The sequence below is a fragment of the Paenibacillus sp. FSL K6-1217 genome (genome assembly GCF_045040735.1).
Taxonomy (GTDB): Bacteria; Bacillota; Bacilli; order Paenibacillales; family Paenibacillaceae; genus Paenibacillus_AQ.
In genome coordinates this window covers 1,121,556-1,148,436 of record NZ_CP150271.1, presented here as the reverse complement: position 1 = coordinate 1,148,436, position 26,881 = coordinate 1,121,556, and the positions used below count along the sequence as shown (strand labels likewise).

Genomic DNA, 26,881 nt, shown 5'->3' with positions numbered 1-26,881 from the left:
TACCCGGGACGGCGTACAATTCCCCAAGCTTGTCTTTAAAAGCACCGCTGCTCCTTCCCCTCGGCTAAGTCCGCTAACCCAGCTCTTCGCGGAACCAGTCGATGGTCTCCTTAATCCCCTTTTTATACGAAGTCGGATTATATTCGGGGAACCGCATCATGAATTTATGATCATTCAGCAGCAACGGATACTCGAATTCATAGAGAAGCTCATGGAATTCGTTCGCTTCCTTATTGAACATACCGGCTAATCCGACAGCCCAGGCTGGCAGCGCACAGCACTTTCCCTTGCTGCCGGCCGCACGCTGGATGTTCATCAGGAATTGCCGCCCCTCAATAGCGCCGGAGCCGGATATATGCCACTCCCCCTGTTCTCCGCTCTCCGCCAGCAGCACAGCCGCTCTGGCTGCGTCACGGATATAGACCAGATCATGCGGGACATCCAGCTTCACCGGCCACTTGATCGTCTTGGCCTGGAGGGCTCCGCTGAAGATCGGACCGAACAGCCGGTTCGTGACATTGGGACCGTAATAATCCGGATACCGCGGAATCACGTAACGGAATCCGCGCAGCGCAGCCTCCGTCTTAAGAAGCTCCTCCAGTTGGTTCCGCAGCTTCCCCTTCCGGGTACGCGCCTCCTTCGGATGGCGTTCATCCGCCGGCAGATATTGGAGCTTGCCGTAACCGTAGATATTGCCCGGAAATACCAGCGTCTGACCGATCTTAAGCAGGCGGGTCACCCGCTCCAGTGCCCCTGGCATGACAGAATACCAATCCTGATACGGCACATTAAGGCAGAAATAGACGGTTGTTACCCCATTCAGCGCTTCAGCAAGCACCTTCTCATTCATTACATCCACTGCCGCCAGAGTCAGCAGCGGGCCCTTCAGCCTGCGCAGAGCCTGACTGGAACGGTGGTAGGTAGCCTTCACCAGTCTGCCCCGTGCAAGTAATTCTTGTGTGATGGAATGGCCCAGACCGCCATTGCCTCCAATTACGAGATTCATAACATTAACGGCTCCTTCTCGAACGCATGAATACCTTCAGCAAGCTGCATGACGGTCCATTCAATCTGCCCGTGAGTATGATTCGCAGTCATGATGAACCGGAATATCGATGTTGCTTACTCCAGAGATGCAGGATATATATACCAGTAAATATGCCACTGTACCCAGTATACCGCCTTCAAGTTGCTGTATTCATTGGGATAATTTGACGATTAATGTCGATTAGGAGCTTTTATATGGACATATGGTGAATTATTGGATTTCAATAGTTTTGCATCATTGCATTTCTGCTCAATTAGAATGGTCTATATAAATTGAACTAGTACCTTATCAGATTCAAAATAGTGGAGCAGACGCAATTCCCCTTCGAATTACATCTTTTTACCAAGCGGGCGTTGTTCTTCAGGGGCGTTTGGCTTAGCGTAACGGACTGAGCTGTTCTTATTTGGGAAGAAAGTCGCCAATTGGGCGAGTAACGGACTCCACAGGCCTTATCCTTTGCGCGTCAGCTCCGAAACGTCTCATAGCGAAACTATAAGGTCGCCTGAGTCCGTTAAGCTGCACAAAGTGGCGTTTTCGCGGGGATAAGATCTCTCCGGTCCGTTAGAATTTGGGTTGATAGGGTTTACAAGCTTATCCATTCTTTTTAATCTGATGCTTTACTAGTATTTTTCAGTTCAATCTATATAGTTGTGCCGGCTCTGCTTCTGATAAGCATACACAGCCGCACCCAGCGTACCCGCTCGGCTGCCCAGTTCAGCCTGAACAATCCGGCACCGGCTTGCTGACAGCTTCAGCGCATGGGCATTTACAGTATCGCGGACACTGTTCAAGAGCCGGTCTCCTGCTGCGGCCATGCCGCCCCCGATAATAACCAGCTCAGGGTTCAGCAGATTGATCACATTTGCCAGCCCGAATCCCAGCAGCTCCCCCGTCTCATGCATGACCTCAATTGCCAAGGGGTCTCCAAGATCATAAGCCTCTGAGATCATCTGAGCCGTGATCTGCTTCTGGGTCTGCCCGGTCCAGGTCTGAATCAGGCTGACCCTGCCTGCCTCCAGCTTCTCCTTGAAAGTATTCACTATCCCCACCGCAGATACATACCGCCCTAGGCATCCAGAGCTTCCGCAGCGGCAGGGCCGGCCCTGCCGGAACATATTCATATGTCCGATTTCACCAGCGCTGAAGGTTGTCCCGTACAGCACCTTGCCGTCATGAACCATCCCTGAGCCGAGGCCGGTACCGAGTGTAAGCAGGATCAGATGCTTGTATCCTTGTCCGGCACCATGGTGCCATTCCCCGTAAAGATTAACCCGCACATCGTTATCTATGTAGACCTCGAAGCCGTAGTATGGCTTCAGTTCGTTGACCACATGGACCTGCTCCCAGCCCGGAAAATTCGGTGATAATACCGACAGGCCCTCCTCAGGGTCGAGGAGCCCAGGGATTCCCATGCCCATACAGGCAATTTGCGACTCGTAAATCTCGCTTCCCGCACACAGTTGCGTAACGGCAAGCCTGATCCGCTCCAGCACATGTGCCGGACCCTGCTGCGCTTCTGTGGGTATTGATAGCTCCTCTAGCGCTGTGAATTGCTCATCGAATAGGCCTGCCTTAATATTAGTTCCGCCCAGGTCAACGCCGACTATGTATTTGTCCATCCTGCCCCATCCTTCTTTCCACCATTAGAATACTGTAGCCTCTCTCCTCTTATTATGCGCTTTCAATTTTTAGATAAGTAGCATTTTCAGAGCATATGGATAGTACGTTTCACTTGAAAGCGAACAACCTGCAGATTCGGATTACTGTTATTGTATTGACAAAGAGGGCTGCCCCGGCAGCCTCTTGCGAAGCTGCGGGACAACCCTCCCGGTAATTCTGTTTGATTCCAACCCGTTAAGAACCAGCGCCCTTATACCGCTTCACTCCGAAGCTCCAGGCCATCAGGCCGATGCTGAGGAAGACCACGCCAACCAGCGGGGTCAGCAGCGCCATCGTCCGCATCTCATCGCGGTGCAGGAACAAGGCTGCCGGGTAGATCCCGACAAAAGCAAACGGGATAATCCAGGTAAGCAGTACCTGAATCGCCCGGTTGTAGATCGTTACCGGATAACGTCCGTACGTCTGGATGTTATACATCAGCGGAAGAATGCCTGTCGGAGCATCCGAATAGAACGACAGCGATGTCAGTGTCGTATAGATCCCCGTATAAATGGCTACGGCGCTGAGGGTCAGAAGAATCAGCATCGGCAGGGTCCACCATTCAAACGGCAAGCCTAGATTGCTGCCGCTGATCGCCATGACAACCAGTCCGATGAAAGAGCCGAACAGGGACGGCGGGTCCACATTCTCCAGGAAGATCTGGAACAGGTTATGCGCCGGACGGGTCAGAATGCGGTCCATTTCGCCTTTGACAATATACCGTTCACTGAAGCCCCACATATTGACGAAGCAGCTGAATACGCCGAACGGCACCATGAAGAAGCCGTAGACGAACACCACTTCGTTCTGATTCCAGCCGCCCAGGCTGTCGGTGTGCATGAAGATGACCAGGATGAAGATGAAGTTCGTTGCCTGGAACAGCAGGTCAGAGATAACCTCCACCCAGAAATCCGCGCGGTAGGTTAATCGTGTTTTCATATAATTCTTGAGATATTCCATTAATAAGCCCAGGTAGTACATAGCTTAGCTCACCCCCCCTGCACGAACAGCCGCTGGCGCGCTGCATGATTTAGCCAGACAATCGGAACGAGCAGAATCAGGAACCAGATGACCTGGATACCCAGCACATTCCAGATGCCTACCCCCTGCACCCGGCCTGTAAATACAGAGCCCGGCAGATAGGTAATCGCTTGGAAGGGAAGAACCTTAAGCACAGAGGACAACCAGTCCGGGAACAAGGTAATCGGCACAATCAGCCCTGAGAACAGATCCACGACCACACGCTTCATGCGCATCATCCCCTCATTGTTCTCCACGAAGAAGGCAGACAGGCCTGTGATAATATTAATCTGCGAGCTGATCAGGAAGCTGAAGAACAGCATGACCAGGAACCCGGCCCAGGCCGAAGGCTCTGTCGGCAGCTCTACCGGAAACAGCAGAACGGCAATCACCATGCCCGGGATCATCAGCATCATGAAGCGGAACAGGCCTTCGCCGAGTCCCTGCATCATTTTGACCAGCACATAATTATAAGGCCGGATGAACTGGATCGCGATGCTCCCGTCACGGATGTCAGTGGAGATCTCCCGGTCCAGATTGTTGAAATAGAAAGCCCTCGCCATCCAGGAGACCGCGACATACGTGGTCATCTGCGCCCCGGTAAAGCCGCCGAGCGATTGACCATCGCCATAGATCGCTCTCCAGGTGAAATAATTCACCCCGATATTGAGCGTGTAGATCAGAATCCCCGAATAGTAATTCACCCGGTAAGCAAGCATCGTCAGGAACCGGATACGGATAAAATCGAAATAAGCGCCAAGCAGCAGCCTCCGCCCATTCTCCCGGGAACCGCCCGGAGAACCGCCGGAGGAGGGAACTGCCGTTGCCAGCTTCTCAGACATGGATAGCCTCTTTCTCATCGCTGAGTGCGGCGATCCGCTCCTCCGGCTTCTCTGCCGAGCCTGACTGATAAATACTGCGGACGATGTCATCCGTATTCGTTTCAATGATTTTGATGTCTGTGATATCTGCCTGCCCTACGACCCGGCCCAGCACATCCGATACATTCAGCTCCAGCGGAATCCATACCTTCGCCGCCAGATCATTCTCCGCTGTCCAGGTAACCGGCATCCCTTCCGTCCAGTCAATCAATTGCTGGAGCTTCGTGGCCGTTCCGAACTGGAACTGCACTTCGCGTCCGGTTCCCCAGCGCTGCTTAAGATCGTCCAATCCACCGTCATAGATAATCCGCCCGTCATCCAGCATAATCACCCGTGAGCAGAGCGCTTCGATATCCTGCAGATCATGTGTCGTCAGCAGGATGGTTGTGCCATGCTCCCGGTTCATATCCTTCAGGAATTCGCGGATCTCCGACTTCACCACAATATCAAGTCCAATTGTCGGTTCATCCAGGAACAGAATGGACGGATTGTGCAGCAGTGCCGCTACCAGCTCGCAGCGCATCCGCTGGCCCAGACTTAATTTGCGGACCGGACGGTTCAGCAGCTCCTGAAGCTCCAGACGTTCTACCAGCTCATCCAGCCGTTTCTTGAATGCCTGCTCCGGAACACGGTATACCTTACGCAGCAGCTGGAACGATTCAATGACGCCGATATCCCACCAGAGCTGGCTGCGCTGGCCGAACACCACGCCGATGTTCTGAACGAACTTCTCCCGCTCCTCGTACGGCACGAAGCCGCCGACAGTCAGACTGCCGGCGGTAGGAACCAGAATCCCGGTGAGCATCTTGATCGTAGTGGACTTCCCCGCCCCGTTCTCCCCGATATAGCCGCAGATTTCGCCTTCGGGAATGCTGAACGAGATGTCCTTTACTGCTGTCACTTCGGTATATTGCCGTTTAAACAAATCAGCGAAGGCCCCTTTGAGGCCCTCGCGGTTTTTTTGGACTTTGAAGGTCTTGCGCAAGTCCTGCACTTGAATTGCATTCATAGGTTACCTCACTAAGCTCAGAATTGGGTTCAGTACCCCATTATAAGGGAACGGATGTACTTCCGTCCAGCCTGCTTATTTAGCCACTCGGCCTTCAAAAAACTCGGCACTCGGCACAGCCTCCAGATGACCGGAACGGGCCACTTTGGTCCGCAGATACTTTTCATTGAACACCGATATGTCGCCCCAGAGCGGTACCCGCTTCACTGTGTTCATTCCTGCTGCCCGGAGGGCTTCCATCTTCTTCGGATTGTTGGTGATCAGGGTCACGGGCTTGCTGCGCAAATGCTGAAGCACGCTGATCGCATCCGTGTAATCCCGGGAATCATCGGCGAACCCAAGCTCAAGATTGGCCTCTACAGTATCATACCCTTCTTCCTGAAGCAGATATGCCATCGCTTTGCTGAACAGGCCAATGCCGCGGCCTTCATGATTCGCCAGGTAAAAGAGTGCCCCGGAGCCATGCTGGGAAATCATCTTCATCGACTGGTGCAGCTGGAAGCCGCAATCGCAGCGCTTGCTGCCGAAGATGTCCCCGGTATGGCAAATGCTGTGCATCCGGATCAGCGCTTCCTCTGAATGCTCGAAATCTCCGTAGACCAGAACACTGGACTGCTGTCCGTCCGCAAGCTTCATCGATGACAACCGGCTAATGAGCAGCTCGGTAGCCTCCTTGCCTTCAGCGCGCTGAAGCTCTTCGTCCGTCACGTTCAGCCAGCTGTACCATTTGAAGGTAATCGTCTCCCCGTCCAGATTCACAGGCAGAGTAATCGGTCCAACAAGTATATTCGTGGAATGTTCCATAGGAATCCGGCTGATTTTGTTGTGTAGTATAGACAGGATATCAGGGTTGATCATAAGAGCACCGTCCTAAAAGTTTGATAGCACACGCTTCTTCGATCCATCACGCAAAAATTCCATTACGCAAACTCGCCTCGGAAGCAGTTGCTTAGTTTGAATTTGAATATTTAAGTTTTGCCATAGTAACTATTTGTAAGTTAGTTTATCATTGTAATATAACTTCGTCAAGTTATAATATATCTTTAAATATTTATGATTACTTATTGTAAGTTTATGATATAATGAATGCTGAGGTGATCCTTATGAATGATTTTGAGATGTGCCCCAGGTTTGAGAAAGCGGTAGATGTCCTTAGCAAGCGGTGGGTAGCCCTGATCGTGTTCGTCCTGATGGATGGTCCGCGGCGGTTCGGGGAAATCGAGCATTGCTTGTCCAACCTTAGCGGCAAGGTCTTATCGGACCGGTTGAAGGAAATGGAGACAGAAGGGATTATACAGCGTACTGTATACCCCGAGATGCCAGTACGTATTGAGTATTCGTTAACCGATAAAGGTACGGCACTTGCCCCCATTCTTGGCGAAATTGGCAACTGGTCCACGGATTGGATCGAGATCGGCGTGACCAAATGATTCCCGCATGGCACGCGAAGCAGCGCCCTTGAAGCTCCTGTTCCAGGAAACTTTGAGGGCGCTGCTTTGTTTTTTATAGTACGCATGGTTGGTTCCTACAGATCCTTACGCTGAAAGCGCAAAAGCCCAAGTGCAAAGATAATCACCGTGTAGCCCACAGCATACATAATGAAGGTATTAGACGGAAAAGAACTGATATTCAGTATGCTGAGCGCCCCGCTATTCATGGAGACGAGACCATTCAGATCCTTCATGCTGAACAGCTCGACAATCATTCGGCGCTGCAAGGTATCTGCCGGCATAATCATCGAGATGATTCCGGTTAGATTATTCAGCACCTTCAGTCCGTCCTCCTCCAGTCTCAGCGACCCGCTAACCTTATCCAGCATCCCCCCAAGAAATCCTGCCCCATAGAGCATCGTCATGAACACACCGTTGCCTAGCGCCGAGAATAGTCCTGAACCCAGCATGGATACGGAAATTAACAAGGGAACTACAGAGGCGAACAGCAGGAATGACTTCGTAAGCACGGCTACATCTCTGGGAACATTCGCATGGGCACTTGTAATCAGCAGAATCGCAGTGAACAGAATGAATGCATAGATCGTTCCCAGCGTAACGAAGCCCAGCCAGCGGCCACAATACCATTTCCAGCGCGGCAGCGGCCGGGGTAACAGAGCCTGCATGACCCCCTGCTCCGCTTCACCGGCAATCACCGAGAAGGAGCTGAAGATCGCCAGAAAGGCAATAACGAATGCGCCGAAGAAGAAGCCCAGACTCAGAATAAAAGCGCCGTTTATGAACTGCGTGAATAACCCGCTGTCGTTAGCCAACGTTCCGGCCCCCTGATCGTTCGTTCCCACGGTATCGGCCACAAACCAGAAGGCAATCAGGAACACCAGAGTTAGCAGGAGGGTTAGCATCATCACTTTTTTGCGCAGCATTTCTTTCCAGGTCATTGCCAGTATGGTTCTCATTCCTTCTCCCCCCTATGACTGAGCCCGGCTACCGCATCCATGAACCAGTCCTCCAGCCGTTCAGTCTGGCGGCTCACCTGATACAGCGTCATCCCCTGCTCCACCATCAGCCCGTTCAGCCAGCCTGCCTGTTCCTCATGATCCAGCTCCGCCTCCAGCCATACGATACTGGCATCGGGTTCACCCTCCTGTGCCGGATCATAGCCCGATTTACCTGCCGCAGGCACTGATTGCTGGATGGATAACCCTGTATGCTCATTAAGCCAGGACAGCAAAAAAGGCGTGTATCCGCCCACTTTGAAATGCCAGCTTGTCCGTTTGTTCAGCATCTCCGCTACTTTGCCGTGCCGCAGGACCGCTCCGTTACTCAGCAGAGCCATCCGGTCGCACAGCACTTCAACATCCTCAAGTAAATGAGAGTTGAGAAAAATAGTGATTCCCCGCTCCTTCAGCCGCTGCAGAATCTTCCGCACTTCCATTCTCCCGATGGGATCAAGGGCCGAGGAGGGTTCATCCAGGAAAAGAATCTCAGGATCATTCACCAGCGCACACGCAAGACCCAGCCGCTGCTGCATTCCCTTGGAATAATGCTTGACCCGGTCCTTTCCGCGCAGCCCGATGCCTACCTCCTGCAGGAGCCGGGGAATTCTCTCATCCATGACGGATTTCGGAATCCGGCATAGCTTGGCGTGAAGCCTGACCACTTCTTCACCGGTCAGCCATTCCTGGTAGCGGTACAATTCCGGCAGATAGCCAATTTTCATTTTGGCTTCAATGGAGCCGAGCGGATGGCCCAGAATGGTAGCATTGCCGCCCGTTGGCGAGATGAGTCCCACCAGCATTTTGACGAAGGTACTCTTGCCGGCACCGTTGGGACCGAGGAAGCCGAAGGCTTCCCCTTTCCCCACAGTCAAAGTAACATCCCGGCAACCGCGACCATTCGGATAAGCTTTGGTTAAAGTGTTCGCTTCAATCGCAGGGGTACTGCTCATTGCGTGATCAACTCCTGTACCTTCTGGATGAACTGCTCGCGGTCAGGATAGATATCTCCGCCGTAAAACTGCAGAAGCTGCCCCTTTTGCACCCAGACAGCCGTATAGCTGTTGCTGTTACTGAACTTCATTTCAGTAAGAATCACCGGCGTACCAGCCACCGCAATCTGTTCATCATGACTGCCCTTAATCAGCGGCATCGGCAGATCACCGGACAAGATCCTGCTCTTCTGCAGGCTGTTTCTCAGATTATCAGGAATCAGTGGGAAGTTCACGAGCGCATCAACCGCTTCATCCAGATCCACAGAAGGATCTACGGTTACCATAGGTGTGTTCATTTGTGACAAGGCTCCCCAGTGCTGATCGCTGCCCAGATCGTAATTCACCTGCTCGGGGATATGAAGCGTAATCGGCTTGCCATCTACAGATGCAGGCAGCAGATTGTCCGAGCCCAGACGTTTCAGTGCCTTATTCACTTCCTCCACCTTCAGGTTCAGTGTGATATCATGGGAGCCGCTTACCCGAACAAACTTGACGGAATCCATAACAGACCCCTTCAGCGGCTCGTAGCCCAGCAAGCCTTGGATATCCTTGAAGGCAATATTCTCCTTTACCTCACCATTCGTGATGGAGACGTCGCCGAAGGCCTCAAGGGATTTCTCGATATTGCGGTCATTTCCATTCTCTGTTATCTGATAGAACATATCCCGCAGATCGCCTTCTTCAACAACTGTAGCCTCCTGCATCTTGAACTGGTTCAGCAGGGCTGCCATGGCTGTATTCCCTACCGGAGTAGCCAGTATTGCTGCGAAAATCGCTACGCCTGCTGCCGCTGCGGCCCACTTGCGGGTGCGGCTCATCTTAGGCTGGCGTGACTTCCGCCCTATATTCTGCACTGCTTCCGCTGCTGCAAGGTTATCCGCCGCTGCTGCCGGAAGCACTGCATCTGCTGCCAATTCTGCTCTATCTGATCTATCAGTCTTGGCAGCTTGCTCCTCAAGAAGGGTCTCTTGCTTGCCCCATGCAGCCCATACCGGATTGACCGGCTCTTCTCCCAGCTTCTTCTGTAATTTAGCCCAAGCCTCATCAGTGCTCTGGGGCTGTAACTGCCCGTTTGCTCTATTCATAGTTTCTTACCTCCCGGATCTCATTATTCTTGCGGAATGGATTTCACCGCATGGTGTTTCAGTTTGGCTGTCGCCCGGCTTAACAGGGTTCCTACTACTGGCGGCCTCACGCCCAGCTCCCCGGCGATCTCGGCGTAGCTGTAGCCTGAATACTTCAGGAGCAGGGCCTGCCGGTCCCGTTCCGGAAGATCCTCCAGCCAGTTCCGCACATCTTCCTGATCTAGCTTGCTAAGCACAACTTCTTCCCCTGTAGGAGCAGAAGCCCCCGTATCATATAACAGTTCCTGCTTGTTGATCAGCCGCCGCTCTCTCACCCGCTGATTCAGATAATCATATCCGATCCGCGTCAGTACTCTATGCAGCCACGCTCCCAGAGCCGCCGGATCATCCGGCGGATTCCGGTAGAGTCTGATAAAAACCTCCTGCGCCAGATCATCGGCAGCACTCTCGTCCCTCACTAGTGCCGCCAGCTTGCGGCGCACACTCGGGTAATGCTCATAAAAGATTAATTTGTATGGGTCTGATTCCGGAATATTCATTAGTTAAATCCTCCTTATCCGCTGCAGCTATAAGTAAGACGAAGGCTAAGGCAGATTTGTATCACCTTGCCTCAAGATTTCTCTCCAGCAAGTTCCCGATCCGCTGCGCCATAACGTCTGGCGGGAACGGCTGTCCATTCTTGAACCACCATTCCACTACCCCAACGATCGCCGATCCCAAAAAATGGATGTCCACATTTCTGATGTTGGCTGCATCCTTGCCGCTCCCTCCAGACAGGCTCTTATCCTTCCCCAGCTCTCCGAGGAAGAATTCAAGAAACCGCCCGCGGAAAAACACACTGCCTTTACTCCCCAGCAGCACAGAGAAGAACATCGAATGCTTCTCGAAATATTCAAACCATACCAATCCCATTTCGGTATACCCAGTAGCATCGTCAGAACTTTCGCAGATTTCGCGTATATTGCCTATATGCTCTTCTATGAGCTTGTCCAGAAGATCAAATTTGTCTGTGTAGTGAAGATAAAGGGTTCTACGGCTGACATCCGCTCTATCAGCAATGTCCTGTATTGTAATTTGATCAAAATCCTTCTCCAGCATCAGCTCAATAACAGCCTTTTTTAAGGCTTCCTGGGACTTGCGTATTCTCCTGTCGATCTTTAACACTCTATCCTCACCAGCTTTCCTGCAGATTACTGCACAATTCCGTTGAAGTCGTGAATTAATGCACAGAATCAGGCTTTTTAAGACTTGTATCGTATGTTATTCTCCCTATTATTATACATACATGCTTACTAATTCACGACTGTGCATTTAAAGGAGAATATCATAATGAAAATTGCAATTATCGGAGCCACTGGAGGAACGGGAAGAAAAGTAATGGAGCAGGCACTTGCAGCGGGACATGAGGTTATAGCAGTGGTACGCAGACCAGAGGCACTCTCCCCTGCAACGGGGCTCACTATCCGGCAAGGGGATGTATTCGACAAATCCAGCATGATTGGGGCCCTTGCCGGAAGTGAAGCGGTCATCAGTTGTATTGGTCCTCCAAGCAACGTCTCCCCGGATACTGCCGGCAAGAAGGGCCTGGTAAATCTTAAGGCAGGCAAAAATGTCATGGCGGCCAACTTCTCGCCGGGTACCGTCATGTCAGAAGGAATTCCAAATATCCTTGCAGCCTGTCAGCATCATGGAGTTCAGCGGCTGGTGATGCAGAGCGGGATTAATCTGAGTGACGGAAGGGAGTTGTCACTCGTCAACCGCTGGGCTGTCCGCTTGATGCGCCGCATTTTCCGCAAAGCGATTGAGGATAAGGCTGCTGCTGAACAAGCAGTAATGCGCAGCGGATTGGACTGGGTGATCGTGCGGGCATCCGTGCTTAAATACGCAGAGAGTTTCTCTGATTATACGGCAGGCCCATCGGCCCGCATACATCCGCTTCAGGCGCTGCCTTATGCTGCCTGTGCCGATTGCCTGCTGCGTGCGGCTGGCAGCGAGCCGTCCTGGACACGCAAGGTGATCAACGTCGGCCGATAAGGAGCAAGCGGACGAATGAGCAAGGTACCGAAGAGCTATATACTATCCGTGCCAAGTGGAAACGGCTTTGCTGTCCTTTTAAAGGACGGTACCGTTTCGGCGAGAAATAGAAGGATAATGGGTAGCGTAAACATATACATTCTTATATTTTCAAAAAAAACGGTCCTCCGGGTATTCCCGTGGACCGTTTCTATGTTGCTGCTTCTTGCTATTCCTTGTCATAATTCTCATCGCCAACCTGGATGCTGCCGTCATCATGCTGGAAGAATAGGGAGCTGGATATCTTGCCGTTGCCAAAAGAGAATACGATGGTATTGCCGCTTATCTTGTATGAACCGGTATCTGAGCCTCCGGCCCCACCTGTTGTGGGTGCGCCGCCCTGGACGGTACCCAGCATCAGGTTATCGCTGGTGAAGGTTCCATTGCTGTTCAGCACCAGCGTCCGTGTCCAGGAGGTCGATCCGGCAGATATCCCGGCCAGCCCCTGGAAGCCGCGATGAACATAACTTCCGCTTAGGGTCAGCCCGTTCTTGACCGTCTTGACCCGGCTGAGCTCAACATCGTCAATATGCAGCTTGCCGGATTTGACTGTAATATCAAAGGTGTCTCCGTTACTTAGCTTCAGCTTACCGTTCTGTATCGAGTATGTCTGGCAGCCGTCACGCGAGCAGTTGATCGTCTCCGGTCCGCCTTGCTTTGGAGCATCTACAACCACTTTATTGCCCGGCAGAAAGGTGATGATATTCCAGCACATCCCGCCGCATTCATACCCGTCGTAGTCCGGGCTGAAGCCGTAATACATTCCCTGCAGATTGCTCAGATTCACCTGTTCCGAAGCGGCTGGCTTGTAGGAACCGTCTCCGGCAGGAGCATTCGGCACAGCCCCTGGAGCTGGCGGCTTGGGCTGAGACGGCTGGCTGGCGATCTGCTCGTCATATATTTTTTTAAATTCGGCAATTTGCTTGTCAACCGCCGCCTTCGCCGTAGCTTGGGTCAGGCCGTTCGCCGCTAAGTACGGGTCGGTGTAGACGAGAATCTGCGGCTTATATGGATTCCATGCCACCAGCGCCTTGGTTGATTCCCCAACGAAGCGGAGCGGGACCATTGTATAATTATCGATAATTGTTGGCGCTTGCAATAGTTGAACACTGGTGCCGTTGACGGTGGCCGTCTTGCTGCCTATCTTCATGACGATGGTTAGACCTTCCTTCGTACCGGTTACTGTTTGCTGTGCGGGATTCCAGCCTACCTTGAGCCCCATCGCTTCGAACAGCGGACGGAATGGAACCAGTGTTGTTCCTTTATCCAGCAAGGGAGCTTTCTCAAAAGACAACGGTTTATCATCCAGATTGACCTCAATCGTCTTACCCGCTGCCGGCGAAGCTTGCGCCTGGTCCGCTGAGATACCCAGCGCTACGGCTACCCCCAGCCAGATAACAGCCGTCCATATCCACCGGATTACAGGTCCGGCCATTCGCCTCTTTCTCATGTATACCCATCCTTTCGCAGACCTCAAGTTATAGATAGCTAAACAAACAGATTTTTATCTCCTTACCCGGAAGCAAAGTATCCAAAACGCAAACCGGTGAAATTGCGCAAAAAAACAGACACCCCGCGAAGGATGCCTGCCAGTACATTGCTATTCTGTTCTGCTGACGCTACATCAGCTTCTTGATATCATCCTTAAGCTGCTCGGACTGCGGTCCGAACACAATCTGTACAGCGCCTTGCCCAAGCCGCATGACACCGGAAGCACCCAGCTGCTTAAGAGCGGCGTCCTTAATGGCCTTGTCATCATTAACGTTAAGTCGCAAACGGGTGATGCAGGCATCGATGCTGCGGATGTTCGCAGGACCGCCGATGTTCTCCAGGATTTTGGCGGCTTTGGAAGAACCGGATACAGTCGCTCCGTCTTTGGACAGATCAATCAAGTCATCCTCCGTCTCATCCTCGCGTCCGGGAGTTTTGAGATTGAACTTGACGATGATGAACCGGAACAGCACATAGTAGAGGACGAAGAAGCCAAGTCCTACCGGAATCAGCAGCCAGGCATTGGTGGACTGCTTCATATTCAGCAGATAATCAATCAACCCGGCGGAGAAGCCGAACCCGAGCTTGACATCCAGCACATACATCAGGAATCCGGCAAAGCCGGTAAGCAAAGCGTGTACCAGATATAGTAGCGGTGCGATGAACATGAAGGAGAATTCCAGCGGCTCCGTAATCCCTGTCAGGAAGGAAGCAATCGCCGATCCGATGAAGATGGACGCGACCATTTTGCGTTTCCCGGGTTTGGCTGTATGAATGAACGCCAGGGCTGCACCCGGCATAGCGAACATCATAATCGGGAAGAAGCCTGTCATGAACATTCCTGCGGTCTTATCACCGGCGAAGAAGCGCGTCAGATCTCCATGAACAATATCTCCGGCAGCGTTCGTGAAATCACCCAATTGGAACCAAGCGATGGCGTTGATCACATGATGCAGGCCGAACGGGATCAGCAGACGGTTAGCCGTCCCGAACACAAATGCCCCGGCACCTCCCAGACCGACAACCCAGGTACCGAAGTCACTGATGACATCCTGAATCGGGCTCCAGATCATGCCAACCAGCACAGCAAGAATCATTGTGGTTATAGCCGTGATAATGGGCACGAACCGTTTACCTGCGAAGAAACCAAGCCAATCCGGCATTTTAATATTATGATATTTCTTGTACAGGTACGCAGCCCAGGCTCCGGCAAAAATCCCCCCCAGCACGCCCATATTCAGCTTGACATCATCGGCGATGAATGGCATCTGAGCGGGAAGGACCTTAAGAATATTATCCAGCACCTGATAAGCAATGAGGGCCGACAGCGCTGCAACCGCATCCCCTGCGAAACCGATGGCTACCCCAATCGCAAAAATCAGCGCCAGATTATTGAAGATTGCACCCGCGCCCGCATTCAGAAAAGGGGCCACATACTGGTTGAGGAATCCCCCTACGGTACTGCCCAGATGGAAGTCCTTCTCATAATTAATCAGTCCGAACCCTTGCAGAATTGCTGCCGCCGGTAAAGTTGCAACGGGCAGCATCAGTGATTTGCCTAATTTCTGTAGAAAAGCTAGCATAATGAAATCATCCCCCTGGTTTCATATTAAATACATGTATGCTTTAATGCTGTGAAGCCACTGTAAGTACACTGCTCTGTCCTGCCGAGACAACGCCGTAATGACAATCCACCTCCGGGGTATCCTCCCCGTTGCCCGTTACAATCACCGGAGTAACAGTGCGGTAGCCCGCAGCCCGGATGGCCTCCAGATTGAATTCGATCAGCGTCTGTCCTGCCTGCACTTCATCACCGGTGGCAATATGGCTGATGAAGCCTTCTCCGCGTAAGCTGACTGTATCAATCCCGATGTGCATCAGCAGTTGAAGGCCTGAGGCATGCTCCAGAATCAGAGCGTGATTGGTTTTGACGACATGGGCCACCTTTCCGTCAAAGGGTGCGATAAGTTTCCCCTCTGTAGGTTCTATGGCAATACCTTGGCCCATATGCCCACCGGCAAAGGTTTCATCCGGCACTTCGGTTAACGGAACGGACTGTCCGCTGACCGGGGCGTATATCTCCAGGCGGGTTACCGCCTCAGTAGGTTTCTCTTCTTTTTTAGCTTTCCATCTCGAAAACATAAAAGTCACTCCTTGCCGCTGCTATTTATTCTTCTCTATCGTCTGGAACAGCCGGTGCAGATGCATAGCCAAGAAGCAGATTTCTTCTTCGGGTACGTCTACACTGAGCTTGCCCTGCATGACCTTGCCCATCCTGTGGGCGAGCTTGTATTCATCCTTGTATTCCTTCTTGATATGCTTCACAAAAGGATTGTCGATGAGCGAACCCTGCAGAATCCGTTCAATCGAGAACCGCAAATGGACCATCAGCCGGACATGATTCATACTTCCCTGCTCAAAGCGGATCTTGCGTTCACTGCGGATCATCTCCATCAGCTCGCTGACAATGTTGGAAGCCTTGACCAGCTGGCCCACCGGCACATTGCTGACCGCAGAATATACGTGATAAGTAAGGAACCCGACCTCGTCTTCAGGGATCTGCACTTCAAAGCCTTCGCTGATCTTCCCGGCCGCTTTGGAAGCGATCTCAAATTCCTTGGGGAAGGTCATCCGGGTCTCTTCCAGGAATGGATTCACAATGTCCATCCCGCTGCGCAAGCGGAAAATGGTGAACTGGATGTGGCTGGGGAGCGCCAAATAGATCTTGTCGTTTAACTTGCCGGGAAACTCACGGGCGATATCCGAGATAATCTCATCCGTAATCCTCATGACCTTGGGATCAATATCCTCCAGCAAAATCTGATATTGGCTCCATTCCTCCCGGTCCTCCAGCCGAAACAGCTTCTCAATCCGGGGATCATCCGCATCGATTACGCCTGTGTCCTTAAGCGCAAACCCGATGCCCTTTCCGATAATTACATATTCCTTGCTTTTCTTGCCCCCTTGAACCATGACGACATTATTCCCGATCACCCGCAGCACCTGAAATTGTTCAGTGTCACTCGCCAAGTTCCCCCTCCTTTCCGCCCATTGCCTGATTTTTCGCACAAAAAAGAGCCAAGACTGGACTCAAAGAAATGAGAACGAATCTTGGCTCATGCCCTGTTAAGGTAACACGCCATTTCATATAAATGATCATTTATAAACCCATCATAAATCATACCTTGTATTCCCGTCAATGGGTTTTTGGAAAAGTCAAATGTAGCGGCACATTCGTGTGATTACGTCCCGCATCAGTACCGGCTTGCTTATGAAATCCGTAGCCCCGGCGGACAGGCAGCGTTCACGGTCTTCCTTCATCGTCTTGGCTGAGACCGCAATGATCGGGAGGTCGGTGAGATGCATTTCCTCACGGATAATAGACAACGTATCGTAGCCGTCCAGAACCGGCATCATAATATCCAGAAGCACGATATCCACCTCCGGCTGCTCTCTAACCACCTGTAGACATTCATAGCCCGTCTGGGCGGTCATGATGATCATTCCGTATGGCTCCAGACCCTTCTGCAGAGCATAAATGTTGCGCAGATCATCATCTACGATCAGCACGGTCCGGCCATGAAGCATGGCATATTCCTTCTCGAACAATGCATCCGGGCTGCTGCTTGGCGGCACATTGACCTGAACGGCCATGGATGGCTCCACCCCGGCTGCGGCCTGAGCCTGCTCCGCCGGATGGAACGGCACTTCCTCACTGTCCAGTTCACGGCAAGGCAGATACAAGGTGAAGGTACTGCCCTCTCCCTCTTCGCTCTCCAGGCTGATATGTCCGCCCAGAAGCTGGGCTAATTGCAGGGAGATGGATAAGCCCAGTCCCGTTCCTCCGAACTTGCGGGCTGTCGTTCCGTCCACCTGGCGGAAGGCCTCGAAGATCAGCTCACGGTTCTCCGCAGAGATGCCGATTCCGGTATCTTGTACAGCAAAGGCCAGCACCGGCTCCCCTGAGGTGTAACTCTGATCCGAATACGAAGCCAGCTTGGTAATTTCCAGCGTAACCGAGCCTTGCTCCGTGAATTTGAAGGCATTGGACAGCAGATTCCGCAGAATCTGGTGCAGGCGCATCTCATCCGTGAAGAACAGATCCGGAACCTCCGGGTTCAGGGTCACGCTAAACTCCACATGTTGCGATTCCGCCAGCTTGCCGAAATAACCCTGCAGCAGCGATGGCAGTTCTGTAAGATTAACGGCGTCCATTTCCACCAGCATTTTGCCGGCTTCCACTTTGGAGAGATCCAGAATATCGTTAATCATACTAAGCAGATCACTGCCGGAATTGTAGATTACCGAGGCATAGCCCAGTTCTTCCTCCGTTAAGGTATGATTGCGGTTCTCCGTCAGGAGCTGCGAGAGAATCAGCATACTGTTCAGCGGGGTACGCAGCTCATGCGACATATTGGCCAGGAATTCGGATTTGTAGCGTGAGCTTTGCTCCAGCTGCTCATTGTACCGCTCCAGCTCAATCGCTGCATTCTCGGCCACAGATTTCTGGTTCTCCAGCTCCTTGTTCACGGCGAGCAGTTCGCTCGTCTGACTCTGAAGCTCCTCCGTCTGCATCTGCATCTCCTCGGATTGTGTCTGCAGCTCTTCGGATTGAACCTGAAGCTCCTCATTCATTACCTGCGACTCGTGCAAGAGTCTCTGGATCTCCATCCGGGTCTTCACTGAATTCACGGTAACGCCCATCATGTCCAGCAATTCCTTCAGCAGCTCGAAATGATAAGGAGCCCAGCGCGTCAGTGCTGCAATCTCCAGGACGGCAACAGTCTTGTTCTCAAAAATAATCGGAGCGATCACAGCAAACTTCGGCGCCGTTCTGCCGAGGGCAGAGCTGATGTAGATATAATCCTCAGGCAAGCGCTCAATCACGTTCATCCGCTGATCCAGCGCACATTGCCCGACCAGTCCTGCTCCCGGCTGAATCACCTCCGGTCCGATACGTGCTTCCTTATTCTCTTCTCCTGCATAGGAGTAGATCCGCTCGAACAGCTCCTCTTCATTCAGCACGTATATAGACGCATATTGCATTTCCAGCATAACAGATAAGCGGCTGACAAAAATCCTGCATAGCGAAGGCAAATCCACGGTCTCTTGCAGGGCAACCGACATCGAGGTGAGCTGTTCGCTCATCCACTGCTCCCGCTGCACATTATCCAGCAGTCCGTTGGTCGCTTCTCCGAGGTCATAGACCTCATCCAGCGTCTTCACCTTGATCCGCTCTGAGCGGTTCCCGCCAGAGGCAATACTGTTGATCGCTTGTATGACACTGTGCAGAGGATTCACGATGCTGGCCGAGAGCAGATACGTAATGAGCAGCGCCAGGACGACCACCAATCCCCACAAGATATACATGGTAATCAGCAGTTTATAATTGCTGTCCTTCAGATTGCTGATCCGGTCATTCGTGAGGGTCCGTTCGATGTCACGAAAGTAATCGGACTGGGAGCGGATCGTATCGACCAGATTTTTCCCCGTATCGTTGCGAAAAAAGGCGTTGACTGCCTCCGTATGCCCGTTCTTCTTCAGCTCCACCACATGCTGCCCGGCGACATCGACCCACTTCTCGATATTATCCGTAATCGTATCCAGATTCCGGACCTGATTCGGGTTATCGGCGATAAGTTTATTCAGCTTCGCTGCATTAATCCTCCACTGCACCAGCCCGTCATTATACGGTGCCAGGTAAGACTCATCATCGGTAAGGACGTAACCCCGCTGGCCGGTCTCCATATCCAGTACATTTTTCTCAATTTGATATGTAAGTTCATGAACTTCAATATCATGATCGCTCAAGAACACGGTTTCTTTCTCCAGACTGTTAATCCGGCCGGAGACTATAATCAGAAATAGGCCTAACATTAATAGTATCATGACATATCCAAGTGCGATTTTGCCGCGGATCTTCAAGCTCCAAGCACGCTTCTCCGGCAATGGTCCAACCCCCGTCCAGAGTTATACTTATGCTGCATATTCATTTCTCTCACGCTGTAGAGCTCTACAGGGGTTACAAATATCCCTCTGTGCGGGGCATTGGCAATCTGTCCTTGAGCTGACGCACATTGGCTTCCAGCTTGATGATGATATCCTCCAGATCCTGCGGATCAATCCCCTTAATAATCGGAACCGGGGCCGGAGTCGCTGCTGTCTTCACCTCTGCCTTCAGCTCTTTCATCTCAATCTGCTGTTCCTGCCACTTATCCATCAGATCCGCTATAGTGGCATAGAACCGTTCATAATCCTTAATTACGCTATCCAGAAAAGTATCTACCTCTTCGGCATCATATCCGCGGAGCTTCATACTGAATTCCTTCTCATGAATCGTAAGGGCATCCAGTGTAATTCCAAGCTGGCTGAACAGCTTTCTCTGCTTATCCAGCCGCCGTTTCATATGTTCGTCCATTTCATAACCTCCAAGTATATGCTGCGTTCATCCGGCAGTACTCATTATAACAGGGTGAAAGCAGCCTGAAAATATCACTAAAGTTACAATTCAGCAATAGAATAGTCTGCTGATTGCCTTATAAGACAATAGGGTAAGGAAAGATTACGACAGTATAACTACTATGAAGCTGAAAGGAAGATGATCACATGAGCCACTTAACCAAAGACCAACTAAGTACACTCAAAGTCTCCCTTGAGGAACGCAAGACAGACCTGGAGCAGCACTTCTCCGGCAACGGGGCTGAAGACAGCCTGCTTGGCGATTCCCTGATCCTCTCTACGGGCGAGCTCTCTTCGGTCGATAATCATCCTGCCGATACAGGAACGGAGACCTTCGAACGGAGCCGTGACCTGTCCATCAACACCTCGTTATCCGAAGAATTAACCGAGATCGAGGCGGCTCTGGCGCGGATGGATGACGGAACCTACGGCATCTGCGAAGCCAGCAAGGAAGAGATTCCTTATGAGCGGCTTGAAGCCATCCCCTACACCCGCTATACCGTGGAGCACGCCCCAACCAGCAGTGACACCGGCGGACGCCCTGTGGAAGAGGAGGTCATGACGCCACCCCCGGCTGGTGCAGGTGAAGGACGGCAGCAGAATAGCGGAAGGTTCGACGACGCCGGTGCCTGGGAAGCCGTTGAGGATTATGGCAGCGCAAGCTCGCCGGTAACCCCGCCGGGCCAGGATGCTGAAGAAGAGGATGCCTGATCCGCTAAGCCACGGCCTGCGGGCTGTTGGATTGGGTAGTATCAGAAGTTGTCCGCTACCGCTTTATTGAGAATACCCAGACAGCGGTCCAGGTCGGTCTTCACCTGCTTCTTATACAGCTTGGCCTTCTCCTCCCCGTCCGATGTGAAATGATACAGGACAATCTCCTGAAAATCGACCTTCGGGTCGTTCCCCTTAAGCTGCTTGGTGCGGTAAAGTATCCCTTGCTGCACCAGCTCATGCAGGGCGCGGTAAATTTCACTTTGAGGAGGCGAATAGCCATGAGCCTTGAAATCTCTGCGCAAATCCTCAAGCATCTGATAACCGTACCCCTTGTGCTGCTCGACCATCGTAATCAGGTATACCTTTATAAACGCCCGCTGGGCAATCATGAACGCCATAGGACACCTCCCGGGGTGTTTTTTTGTACGATTTGAGAATTGCAAATTTAAACTATGTCTCTAGTATAAACCCTATTTCCCAGCCTTCACAACAAGTAATTTGAGAATAAAATCCAAGCGACATCAATATCGTCCGCTAGTCATGAAGCTTAAGTTTCAGATAGCTTGAGATTTCGGGCACTTGTGGTATTTGCGTTGCCGGGTGAAGATGTTATTTTTCACTTTTTCCTGGTTTAAGGAGATAGACAGGTGTGGAGTTTGATTATGTGGGATTGTAGGTAGATGGGGTTGTTTGTTTTATTCATTCCATTGTGAATTTTTCATATGATGAAATTAGGTTTATAGTTAAGTTGAAAAGCTTTCCGGTTCATATTGTGTTGATGGTTAGCTGCTTCTGCTTAAATGGGATTGCGATTTTTGGAATGTTATATTTGCAATTATTATGAATTTTTCATATGGTGAATTAACATAAAATTTTCACCTAAATCCCCCAACTTTTTACCTCTTCTCACGAACATTTTTGTTGTAATTACAATAAAAATCCTATATTATTTTAAAACCATAGAGAGTGTTCTTGATATTATACAGACAGGAAAAAGTGGCGGAGGAGATGCGGGGAACTGTTGAGGGGCTGGAAAATATATGAATAATGGAGCTGCAATCTATGAAGGAGATTCTACGCGAGGTTGGAATGATTGCCCGGGCACTGGACTCTATCAGCAATATCGAATTTAAACAGTACGACCTAACCAGGGGCCAATATCTGTATCTGGTGCGGATCTGTGAGCATCCGGGGATCATCCAGGAGAAGCTGGCTGAAATGATTAAGGTGGACCGGACAACCGCCGCACGTGCTGTAAAGAAGCTTGAGAGTAACGGTTTTATTGAAAAACATGAAGATCAGCATAACAAAAAAATTAAACGGCTGATGCCTACAGAGAAAGGGCAAGCCGTCTACCCTCTGATCAAAAGAGAAAACGATCATTCCAACAGCGTTGCGCTGTCCGGCTTCTCCGAAAGTGAGGCAGATACCCTGGTGAAACTGCTGCAAAGGGTAAGATCCAATGTGGAAAAAGACTGGGAGTATGTAAAAAAGGGAAACAGACGGGACTATTGATTGTACAAGTGACTATTGATTATACAAAAGGAGAATTATAGATGGCTATTTTGATAAAGAGATGCTCTTCCGGCGATCTGGGCACCCTGCAAAAAATTAGTATTGAAACATTTACAGACACCTTCAAAAATCAAAATTCACCAGAAGCTATAGAAGCTTATATCAAAAAAGCATTTCATACAGAGCAGTTAAAAAAAGAATGCACCAACCGCAATTCTGAATTTCATTTCATCTATTATAATGAAGAAATTGCCGGGTACCTGAAGGTTAACACTGAGGATGCCCAATCTGAAAAGATGGGCGAGGACTCGCTTGAAGTGGAACGGATCTATATTAGAAGGCCCTTTCACAGGCTGGGGCTAGGGAAACATCTTATAGACAAGGCAGTGGAACTTGCAGTCGAAAAGAATAAAAGGAAGCTCTGGCTGGGGGTTTGGGAACAAAACGGGAACGCGATTTCTTTTTACAACAATATGAATTTCGTACAGACGGGAACTCACTCTTTCTATATGGGTGACGAGGAGCAAACGGATCTGATCATGACGAGAATCATCCGCTAGAACAACCAGGCAGCAAGCACAACAGCTGCCCGGGGTTGTCCCAGGCAGCTGTTGGATGAAGCTATATTAGCGGGGGTTAGCCACTGTAAGATTAGATTTTGTCACGGTTGTAGAGGTCTGGATCACGGTCTGTGTTCATCGCGCCCCTGTTGCCCAAAGAGTTGCCGACTCTGGTATCCTCCGGGTACAGGCTGTCATACCGGCTGGAGTTGAGTGAACGGTTCCCCCGGAATACCGTGTGGATATCTCTTCCACGGCCGTTGTCATCGACCAGGACGAGGATTTTGCCGCTGTCAATGTAGCCTTCGTAATCTCTGGCCTCATCTTCAGGAATTCCGAGTCCGATTAATCCGCCCACCAGACCGCCCGCTCCTACTCCGATTGCAGCCCCGGTTAACGTAGCAACGATCGGGCCTGCTGCAAGAATTGGGCCAATCCCCGGAATAGCCAGTGCGCCGATCCCCGCCAGCAGTCCGGTAATTCCGCCAACTACGCCGCCGGTAGCCGCTCCAGTAGCAACGCCTTCAGGCGCCATCGTTCCTGTATCTTCAGATATGTGTTTCAGGTCATCCCGATCCTTCGTAATTACTGAAATCTCATCGTTCGTGAACCCTTGACTCTGCAAACTTTCAATTGCTCTGGTTGCTTCTTGTTCCGTATCGAATACACCAATAATTTTCTCTGTCACTTGAAGCCCTCCTTCGTAATTGTTGTTCGCTATTGTATTACCCGTTCACACGGCGGCCAAACAGGAAATGTTTCTCCGGTTGCACTATGAATAACATTAAGAACAAGGACCGCTCTATTCTATTTGGACGGACGGGTGCGGTTGGTCGGCACTGCCTCCAGCGGATTATCCGGCCAGTAGTGCTTGGGATAACGGCCTTTGAGATCTTTTTTCACCTCGAAATAGGTGTTCTGCCAGAAGCTGGCCAGATCTGAGGTGATCTGCATCGGCCTTCTCGCCGGAGACAGCAGGTGCAGCAGCACCGGCACTTTCCCTCCGCCTATCCGCGGGGTATCCATCTGCCCGAACATCTCCTGGAGCCTTACCGCAAGTACCGGCGCTCCCGGATTGCTGTAATCCAAAGGGACACGCGAACCGCTCGGTACCGTTATATGTGTCGGCGCCTCCCTGTTCAGCTGCTGGCGGCTGTTCCAGTCCAGCATCCCCTCCAGCGCCTGCGTCAGATTCACCCGCTGCAAGTCACGGAGATTCCGCATCCCGTGCATATAAGGCGCCAGCCAATCCTCCAAAGTATCCGTCAACGCCTCATCCGACATATCCGGCCAGTCTGCCCGCAGCGCGTGCATGAATTCCATCCGCTGCCGCAGCTGGAGAGTTCCCTTCTCCCAGGGCAACAGCTGTAGTCCTTCCGCTGCGATTACCTTCAGCAGTACACTCTCCGTCTCTTCAGGAGTAGCCCGTTCATGTGTCGTTTGCTTCAGAATGAGTGCCCCCAGCCGGGTCACTCTTCTCGTCTTCACGCTCCCGCTCTCACTGTCCCAGTAGACTTCGCGCTCCTCCAGAAGGCTGTCCGCATGATGCTTCAGCAGGTCCTGCTCGGAGAGCGCTGCGGCAAGCATAATCCGGCTCTGCCCGGCACGGTCATCCACGCCGGGTGCCACGATGTAGGGCGAGCGCGCCAGCGGCTGCCCCTCGCGCATGGCCGCCCCCCGGCCGCCCGAGAGCAGAAACGCGCCGTCGCCGCGTTTCTGCCCGATGCGGTCGGGATAGGCGAACGACAGCAGCAGGCCGCTGCGGCTGATGTCGCCGGGCCCTTCGCCCGGCGCTGCCTGCAGCTGCGCCAGGAAGCTGCGGCTCTCGCGCTGCACCGCGCGCAAGGCCGCCGGGTCCGCTCCGCCGCTGCCGGCGGAGCGCTCGAACCCGAGCAGCGCCTCCACGCGGAGCGTGAGGTCGCTGTCGAGAGCTGCGGGACCCTTGAAGAGGTCCCGCTCCTGCAGCAGCGCTGCGAGCCTGGCGGCGAGCGGCGCGGCTGCAAGGTCTGCCGCGCGCAGCAGCATATGCGCGATGCGCGGGTGCGCGCCAAGCACGGCCATGCTGCGGCCGTGCGGCGTAATGGCGCCGCCGGCGTCCAGCGCGCCGAGCTGGCGCAGCAGCGCCGTGGCCTGCGCATAAGGCGCGGCCGACGGCGCGTCAAGCCAGGCGAGCGCGGCTGGCTCGCGCACGCCCCAGAGCGCCAGCTCCAGGGCGAGCTGCGCCAGGTCGGTCTCCATGATCTCCGGCACATTGTCGTCCGGCAGATGATCATGTGCCTCCCGGCTCCACAGCCTGTAGCAGACACCCGGCGCTGTGCGGCCTGCGCGGCCGCGGCGCTGATCAGCCGATGCCTTCGAGACCGGCACCGTGGTTAAGCGCGGCATGCCGGTCCGCGCAGAGAACACCTGGGTCCGGCGAAGACCTGTGTCAATCACCGTCCGCACCCCTTCAATCGTCAGACTGGTCTCGGCGATGGAGGTCGCCAGAACGACCTTCCGTTCACCTGCCACAGCAGGGGCTACCGCCGCATCCTGCTGCTGCTGTGGCAGCTGTCCGTAGAGCGGACGCAGCACCGTTCCCGCCGGGAGGCCTGCGGTGGCCAACTCCTGCTCCGTCCTGCGGATCTCCCGCTCACCGGGCAAAAAGACAAGAATATCTCCCGGCTGCTCAGCCAGTGCCCTGCGGACAGCAGACGCCGCAGACTTCTCCGGGTTGACCGTGCCGGCATCCGGCACATAGATGGTCTCCACCGGATATGTACGGCCCGGACAATGCACAACCGGGGCTTCTCCCAGCAGAGCAGATACACGTTCGCCGTCCAGTGTCGCAGACATCACAAGGATGCGCAGATCCTCGCGGAGTACACTCTGCGCTTCAAGCGCCAACGCCAACCCAAGATCCGCATGGAGGCTGCGCTCATGGAATTCATCGAAGATAATAAGACCGACATCCCCCAGCGACGGGTCGCTTTGCAGCATTCTGGTCAGAACGCCTTCAGTCACTACAACGATACGTGTATTTTTACCGACCCGGGTATCCATCCGCATACGGTATCCTACGGTCTGGCCGACACTCTCCCCCATACAGGAAGCCATGTAGCCTGCGGCAGAACGGGCTGCCAGACGTCTGGGCTCCAGCATGAGAATAGTTTTACCGGCCAGCCAAGGCTCCTCCAGCAGAGCAGGAGGGGTTGCCGTAGTCTTCCCCGCTCCAGGTTCGGCGATCAGAATAGCCGCTGTACGGTTAGTTAAAATCCTCTTCAGGTCAGGAAGCACCTGCATAATTGGAAGCTGATTCATTTCATCTCTCCATCATCCGCTAAAAGTTAAGTTTCCTATCCATTTCATTATCATGGGTGAAACCGTCCCGGATATCAAGTAGAAGCTGCATCCTCTTTACGGTGAACATATAGACTTCCGGCTACTGTCTACTTCGCGATCCCTTTCTGCCTGCACCGCAATGCACCCTGTAAAGCAGGTGGATAAATGCGCCTTAAATTGGTAGATTTCCGAGGAAAGTGGACGAACAAGTGGAAAAACAGCAACTACTAGTGGTGGTAAGCTACTTTGGGTGAAATGCGATGATTTAGGTGCTATTTTTCCAACTGCTGTTGACCTGCGGTTCATCCGATCATCAGCAAGTGGAGATAATCCACCCAAAATCTAACGGACCGGAGAGATCTTATCCCCGCGAAAACGCCACTTTTTGCAGCGTAACGGACTCAGGCGACCTTATAGTCCCTCTATGAGACGTTTCGGAGCTGACGTGCAAAGGATAAGGCCTGTGGAGTCCGTTACTCGCCTAATTGGCGACTTTCCTCCTAAATAAGAGCGCCTCAGTCCATTACGCTAAGCGAAACGCCCCTGAAGAATAGGGCCCGCTTGGAAAAAAGATGTAATTTGAAGGGGGATTGCGTCTGCACCAC

At 52.3% G+C, this 26,881-nt stretch carries 25 protein-coding genes; 5 read left to right on the top strand and 20 right to left on the bottom strand.

Translation table 11 applies throughout. The features are described 5' to 3' along the window. Window positions 1–73 precede the first annotated feature (73 nt). The 6 genes from MHH28_RS04890 to MHH28_RS04865 all read right to left on the bottom strand — a co-directional run bounded on the left by MHH28_RS04890 (window position 74) and on the right by MHH28_RS04865 (window position 6,475). Window positions 74–1,006, bottom strand: a complete 933-nt coding sequence (locus tag MHH28_RS04890; RefSeq protein WP_405112550.1) for an NAD-dependent epimerase/dehydratase family protein — start codon at window positions 1,004–1,006, stop codon at window positions 74–76. Between the two features lie 677 nt (window positions 1,007–1,683). Next, window positions 1,684–2,667, bottom strand: coding sequence for an ROK family protein (locus tag MHH28_RS04885; RefSeq protein WP_405112547.1), 984 nt, complete (start codon window positions 2,665–2,667; stop codon window positions 1,684–1,686). Window positions 2,668–2,902: 235 nt separating this feature from the next. Next, window positions 2,903–3,688, bottom strand: coding sequence for an ABC transporter permease (locus MHH28_RS04880; protein WP_405112544.1), 786 nt, complete (start codon window positions 3,686–3,688; stop codon window positions 2,903–2,905). Window positions 3,689–3,696: 8 nt separating this feature from the next. Continuing rightward, window positions 3,697–4,491, bottom strand: a complete 795-nt coding sequence (locus MHH28_RS04875; RefSeq protein ID WP_405116855.1) for an ABC transporter permease — start codon at window positions 4,489–4,491, stop codon at window positions 3,697–3,699. Window positions 4,492–4,561: 70 nt separating this feature from the next. Further along, window positions 4,562–5,617 (bottom strand): ATP-binding cassette domain-containing protein, encoded by a 1,056-nt coding sequence (locus tag MHH28_RS04870; RefSeq protein ID WP_405112542.1) that lies wholly within the window; start codon window positions 5,615–5,617, stop codon window positions 4,562–4,564. Window positions 5,618–5,692: 75 nt separating this feature from the next. Beyond that, on the bottom strand, window positions 5,693–6,475 hold the full coding sequence (locus MHH28_RS04865; protein WP_405112539.1) for a GTP cyclohydrolase II: 783 nt from the start codon (window positions 6,473–6,475) through the stop codon (window positions 5,693–5,695). A gap of 245 nt (window positions 6,476–6,720) precedes the next feature. Between MHH28_RS04865 and MHH28_RS04860 the strand changes: the two genes are divergently transcribed. After that, window positions 6,721–7,047 carry a helix-turn-helix domain-containing protein gene (locus tag MHH28_RS04860; RefSeq protein ID WP_036728810.1) on the top strand — a complete coding sequence of 109 codons (327 nt, stop codon included), beginning with the start codon at window positions 6,721–6,723 and terminating at the stop codon, window positions 7,045–7,047. A 95-nt stretch (window positions 7,048–7,142) separates the two neighbouring features. Here the strand turns inward: MHH28_RS04860 and MHH28_RS04855 are convergent, their stop codons facing one another. The 5 genes from MHH28_RS04855 to MHH28_RS04835 all read right to left on the bottom strand — a co-directional run bounded on the left by MHH28_RS04855 (window position 7,143) and on the right by MHH28_RS04835 (window position 11,307). Beyond that, the gene (locus MHH28_RS04855) at window positions 7,143–8,024 is read right to left on the bottom strand and encodes an ABC transporter permease subunit (protein WP_405112536.1); all 882 of its coding nucleotides are present in this window, start codon (window positions 8,022–8,024) and stop codon (window positions 7,143–7,145) included. After that, complete coding sequence (locus MHH28_RS04850) at window positions 8,021–9,016, bottom strand: ABC transporter ATP-binding protein (protein ID WP_405112533.1); 996 nt, start codon at window positions 9,014–9,016, stop codon at window positions 8,021–8,023. The genes MHH28_RS04855 and MHH28_RS04850 overlap by 4 nt, the downstream gene beginning before the upstream one ends. Beyond that, window positions 9,013–10,143, bottom strand: a complete 1,131-nt coding sequence (locus MHH28_RS04845) for a hypothetical protein (RefSeq protein WP_405112531.1) — start codon at window positions 10,141–10,143, stop codon at window positions 9,013–9,015. Before MHH28_RS04845 ends, MHH28_RS04850 begins: the two co-directional genes overlap by 4 nt. A gap of 23 nt (window positions 10,144–10,166) precedes the next feature. Further along, the gene (locus tag MHH28_RS04840) at window positions 10,167–10,682 is read right to left on the bottom strand and encodes a sigma-70 family RNA polymerase sigma factor (RefSeq protein ID WP_405112528.1); all 516 of its coding nucleotides are present in this window, start codon (window positions 10,680–10,682) and stop codon (window positions 10,167–10,169) included. A gap of 61 nt (window positions 10,683–10,743) precedes the next feature. Then, complete coding sequence (locus MHH28_RS04835; RefSeq protein WP_405112526.1) at window positions 10,744–11,307, bottom strand: TetR/AcrR family transcriptional regulator; 564 nt, start codon at window positions 11,305–11,307, stop codon at window positions 10,744–10,746. A 165-nt stretch (window positions 11,308–11,472) separates the two neighbouring features. Between MHH28_RS04835 and MHH28_RS04830 the strand changes: the two genes are divergently transcribed. Next, window positions 11,473–12,177 carry an NAD(P)-dependent oxidoreductase gene (locus MHH28_RS04830; RefSeq protein ID WP_405112523.1) on the top strand — a complete coding sequence of 235 codons (705 nt, stop codon included), beginning with the start codon at window positions 11,473–11,475 and terminating at the stop codon, window positions 12,175–12,177. A 208-nt stretch (window positions 12,178–12,385) separates the two neighbouring features. Here the strand turns inward: MHH28_RS04830 and MHH28_RS04825 are convergent, their stop codons facing one another. The 6 genes from MHH28_RS04825 to MHH28_RS04800 all read right to left on the bottom strand — a co-directional run bounded on the left by MHH28_RS04825 (window position 12,386) and on the right by MHH28_RS04800 (window position 20,125). Continuing rightward, complete coding sequence (locus tag MHH28_RS04825) at window positions 12,386–13,666, bottom strand: stalk domain-containing protein (RefSeq protein ID WP_405112520.1); 1,281 nt, start codon at window positions 13,664–13,666, stop codon at window positions 12,386–12,388. Window positions 13,667–13,835: 169 nt separating this feature from the next. Beyond that, window positions 13,836–15,290, bottom strand: coding sequence for an N-acetylglucosamine-specific PTS transporter subunit IIBC (gene nagE, locus MHH28_RS04820; RefSeq protein ID WP_405112517.1), 1,455 nt, complete (start codon window positions 15,288–15,290; stop codon window positions 13,836–13,838). A gap of 43 nt (window positions 15,291–15,333) precedes the next feature. After that, window positions 15,334–15,849 carry a PTS glucose transporter subunit IIA gene (locus tag MHH28_RS04815; protein ID WP_405112514.1) on the bottom strand — a complete coding sequence of 172 codons (516 nt, stop codon included), beginning with the start codon at window positions 15,847–15,849 and terminating at the stop codon, window positions 15,334–15,336. A 21-nt stretch (window positions 15,850–15,870) separates the two neighbouring features. After that, a complete protein-coding gene (locus tag MHH28_RS04810) occupies window positions 15,871–16,737 on the bottom strand; it encodes a PRD domain-containing protein (RefSeq protein ID WP_405112511.1) in 867 nt (288 codons plus the stop codon). Between the two features lie 186 nt (window positions 16,738–16,923). Then, window positions 16,924–19,656, bottom strand: coding sequence for a CHASE3 domain-containing protein (locus MHH28_RS04805; protein ID WP_405112508.1), 2,733 nt, complete (start codon window positions 19,654–19,656; stop codon window positions 16,924–16,926). A 73-nt stretch (window positions 19,657–19,729) separates the two neighbouring features. Then, complete coding sequence (locus tag MHH28_RS04800; RefSeq protein ID WP_340753844.1) at window positions 19,730–20,125, bottom strand: DivIVA domain-containing protein; 396 nt, start codon at window positions 20,123–20,125, stop codon at window positions 19,730–19,732. Window positions 20,126–20,313: 188 nt separating this feature from the next. Between MHH28_RS04800 and MHH28_RS04795 the strand changes: the two genes are divergently transcribed. Next, window positions 20,314–20,877 (top strand): TraR/DksA C4-type zinc finger protein, encoded by a 564-nt coding sequence (locus MHH28_RS04795; protein ID WP_405112503.1) that lies wholly within the window; start codon window positions 20,314–20,316, stop codon window positions 20,875–20,877. 41 nt (window positions 20,878–20,918) lie between these two features. Here MHH28_RS04795 and MHH28_RS04790 read toward each other — a convergent pair whose 3' ends face one another. Then, window positions 20,919–21,278: a helix-turn-helix transcriptional regulator gene (locus tag MHH28_RS04790; protein ID WP_340941066.1), complete on the bottom strand. Its 360-nt coding sequence runs from the start codon at window positions 21,276–21,278 to the stop codon at window positions 20,919–20,921. Window positions 21,279–21,942: 664 nt separating this feature from the next. On the opposite strand from MHH28_RS04790, the gene MHH28_RS04785 reads away from it, so the two are divergent. Both MHH28_RS04785 and MHH28_RS04780 read left to right on the top strand, forming a co-directional pair. After that, window positions 21,943–22,395 (top strand): MarR family winged helix-turn-helix transcriptional regulator, encoded by a 453-nt coding sequence (locus MHH28_RS04785; protein ID WP_405112501.1) that lies wholly within the window; start codon window positions 21,943–21,945, stop codon window positions 22,393–22,395. Between the two features lie 41 nt (window positions 22,396–22,436). Then, window positions 22,437–22,955 (top strand): GNAT family N-acetyltransferase, encoded by a 519-nt coding sequence (locus MHH28_RS04780; protein ID WP_405112498.1) that lies wholly within the window; start codon window positions 22,437–22,439, stop codon window positions 22,953–22,955. Between the two features lie 91 nt (window positions 22,956–23,046). Here the strand turns inward: MHH28_RS04780 and MHH28_RS04775 are convergent, their stop codons facing one another. Both MHH28_RS04775 and hrpB read right to left on the bottom strand, forming a co-directional pair. Continuing rightward, on the bottom strand, window positions 23,047–23,643 hold the full coding sequence (locus MHH28_RS04775; RefSeq protein WP_405112496.1) for a general stress protein: 597 nt from the start codon (window positions 23,641–23,643) through the stop codon (window positions 23,047–23,049). 119 nt (window positions 23,644–23,762) lie between these two features. Continuing rightward, window positions 23,763–26,255, bottom strand: a complete 2,493-nt coding sequence (hrpB, locus tag MHH28_RS04770) for an ATP-dependent helicase HrpB (protein ID WP_405112493.1) — start codon at window positions 26,253–26,255, stop codon at window positions 23,763–23,765. Window positions 26,256–26,881 lie beyond the last annotated feature (626 nt).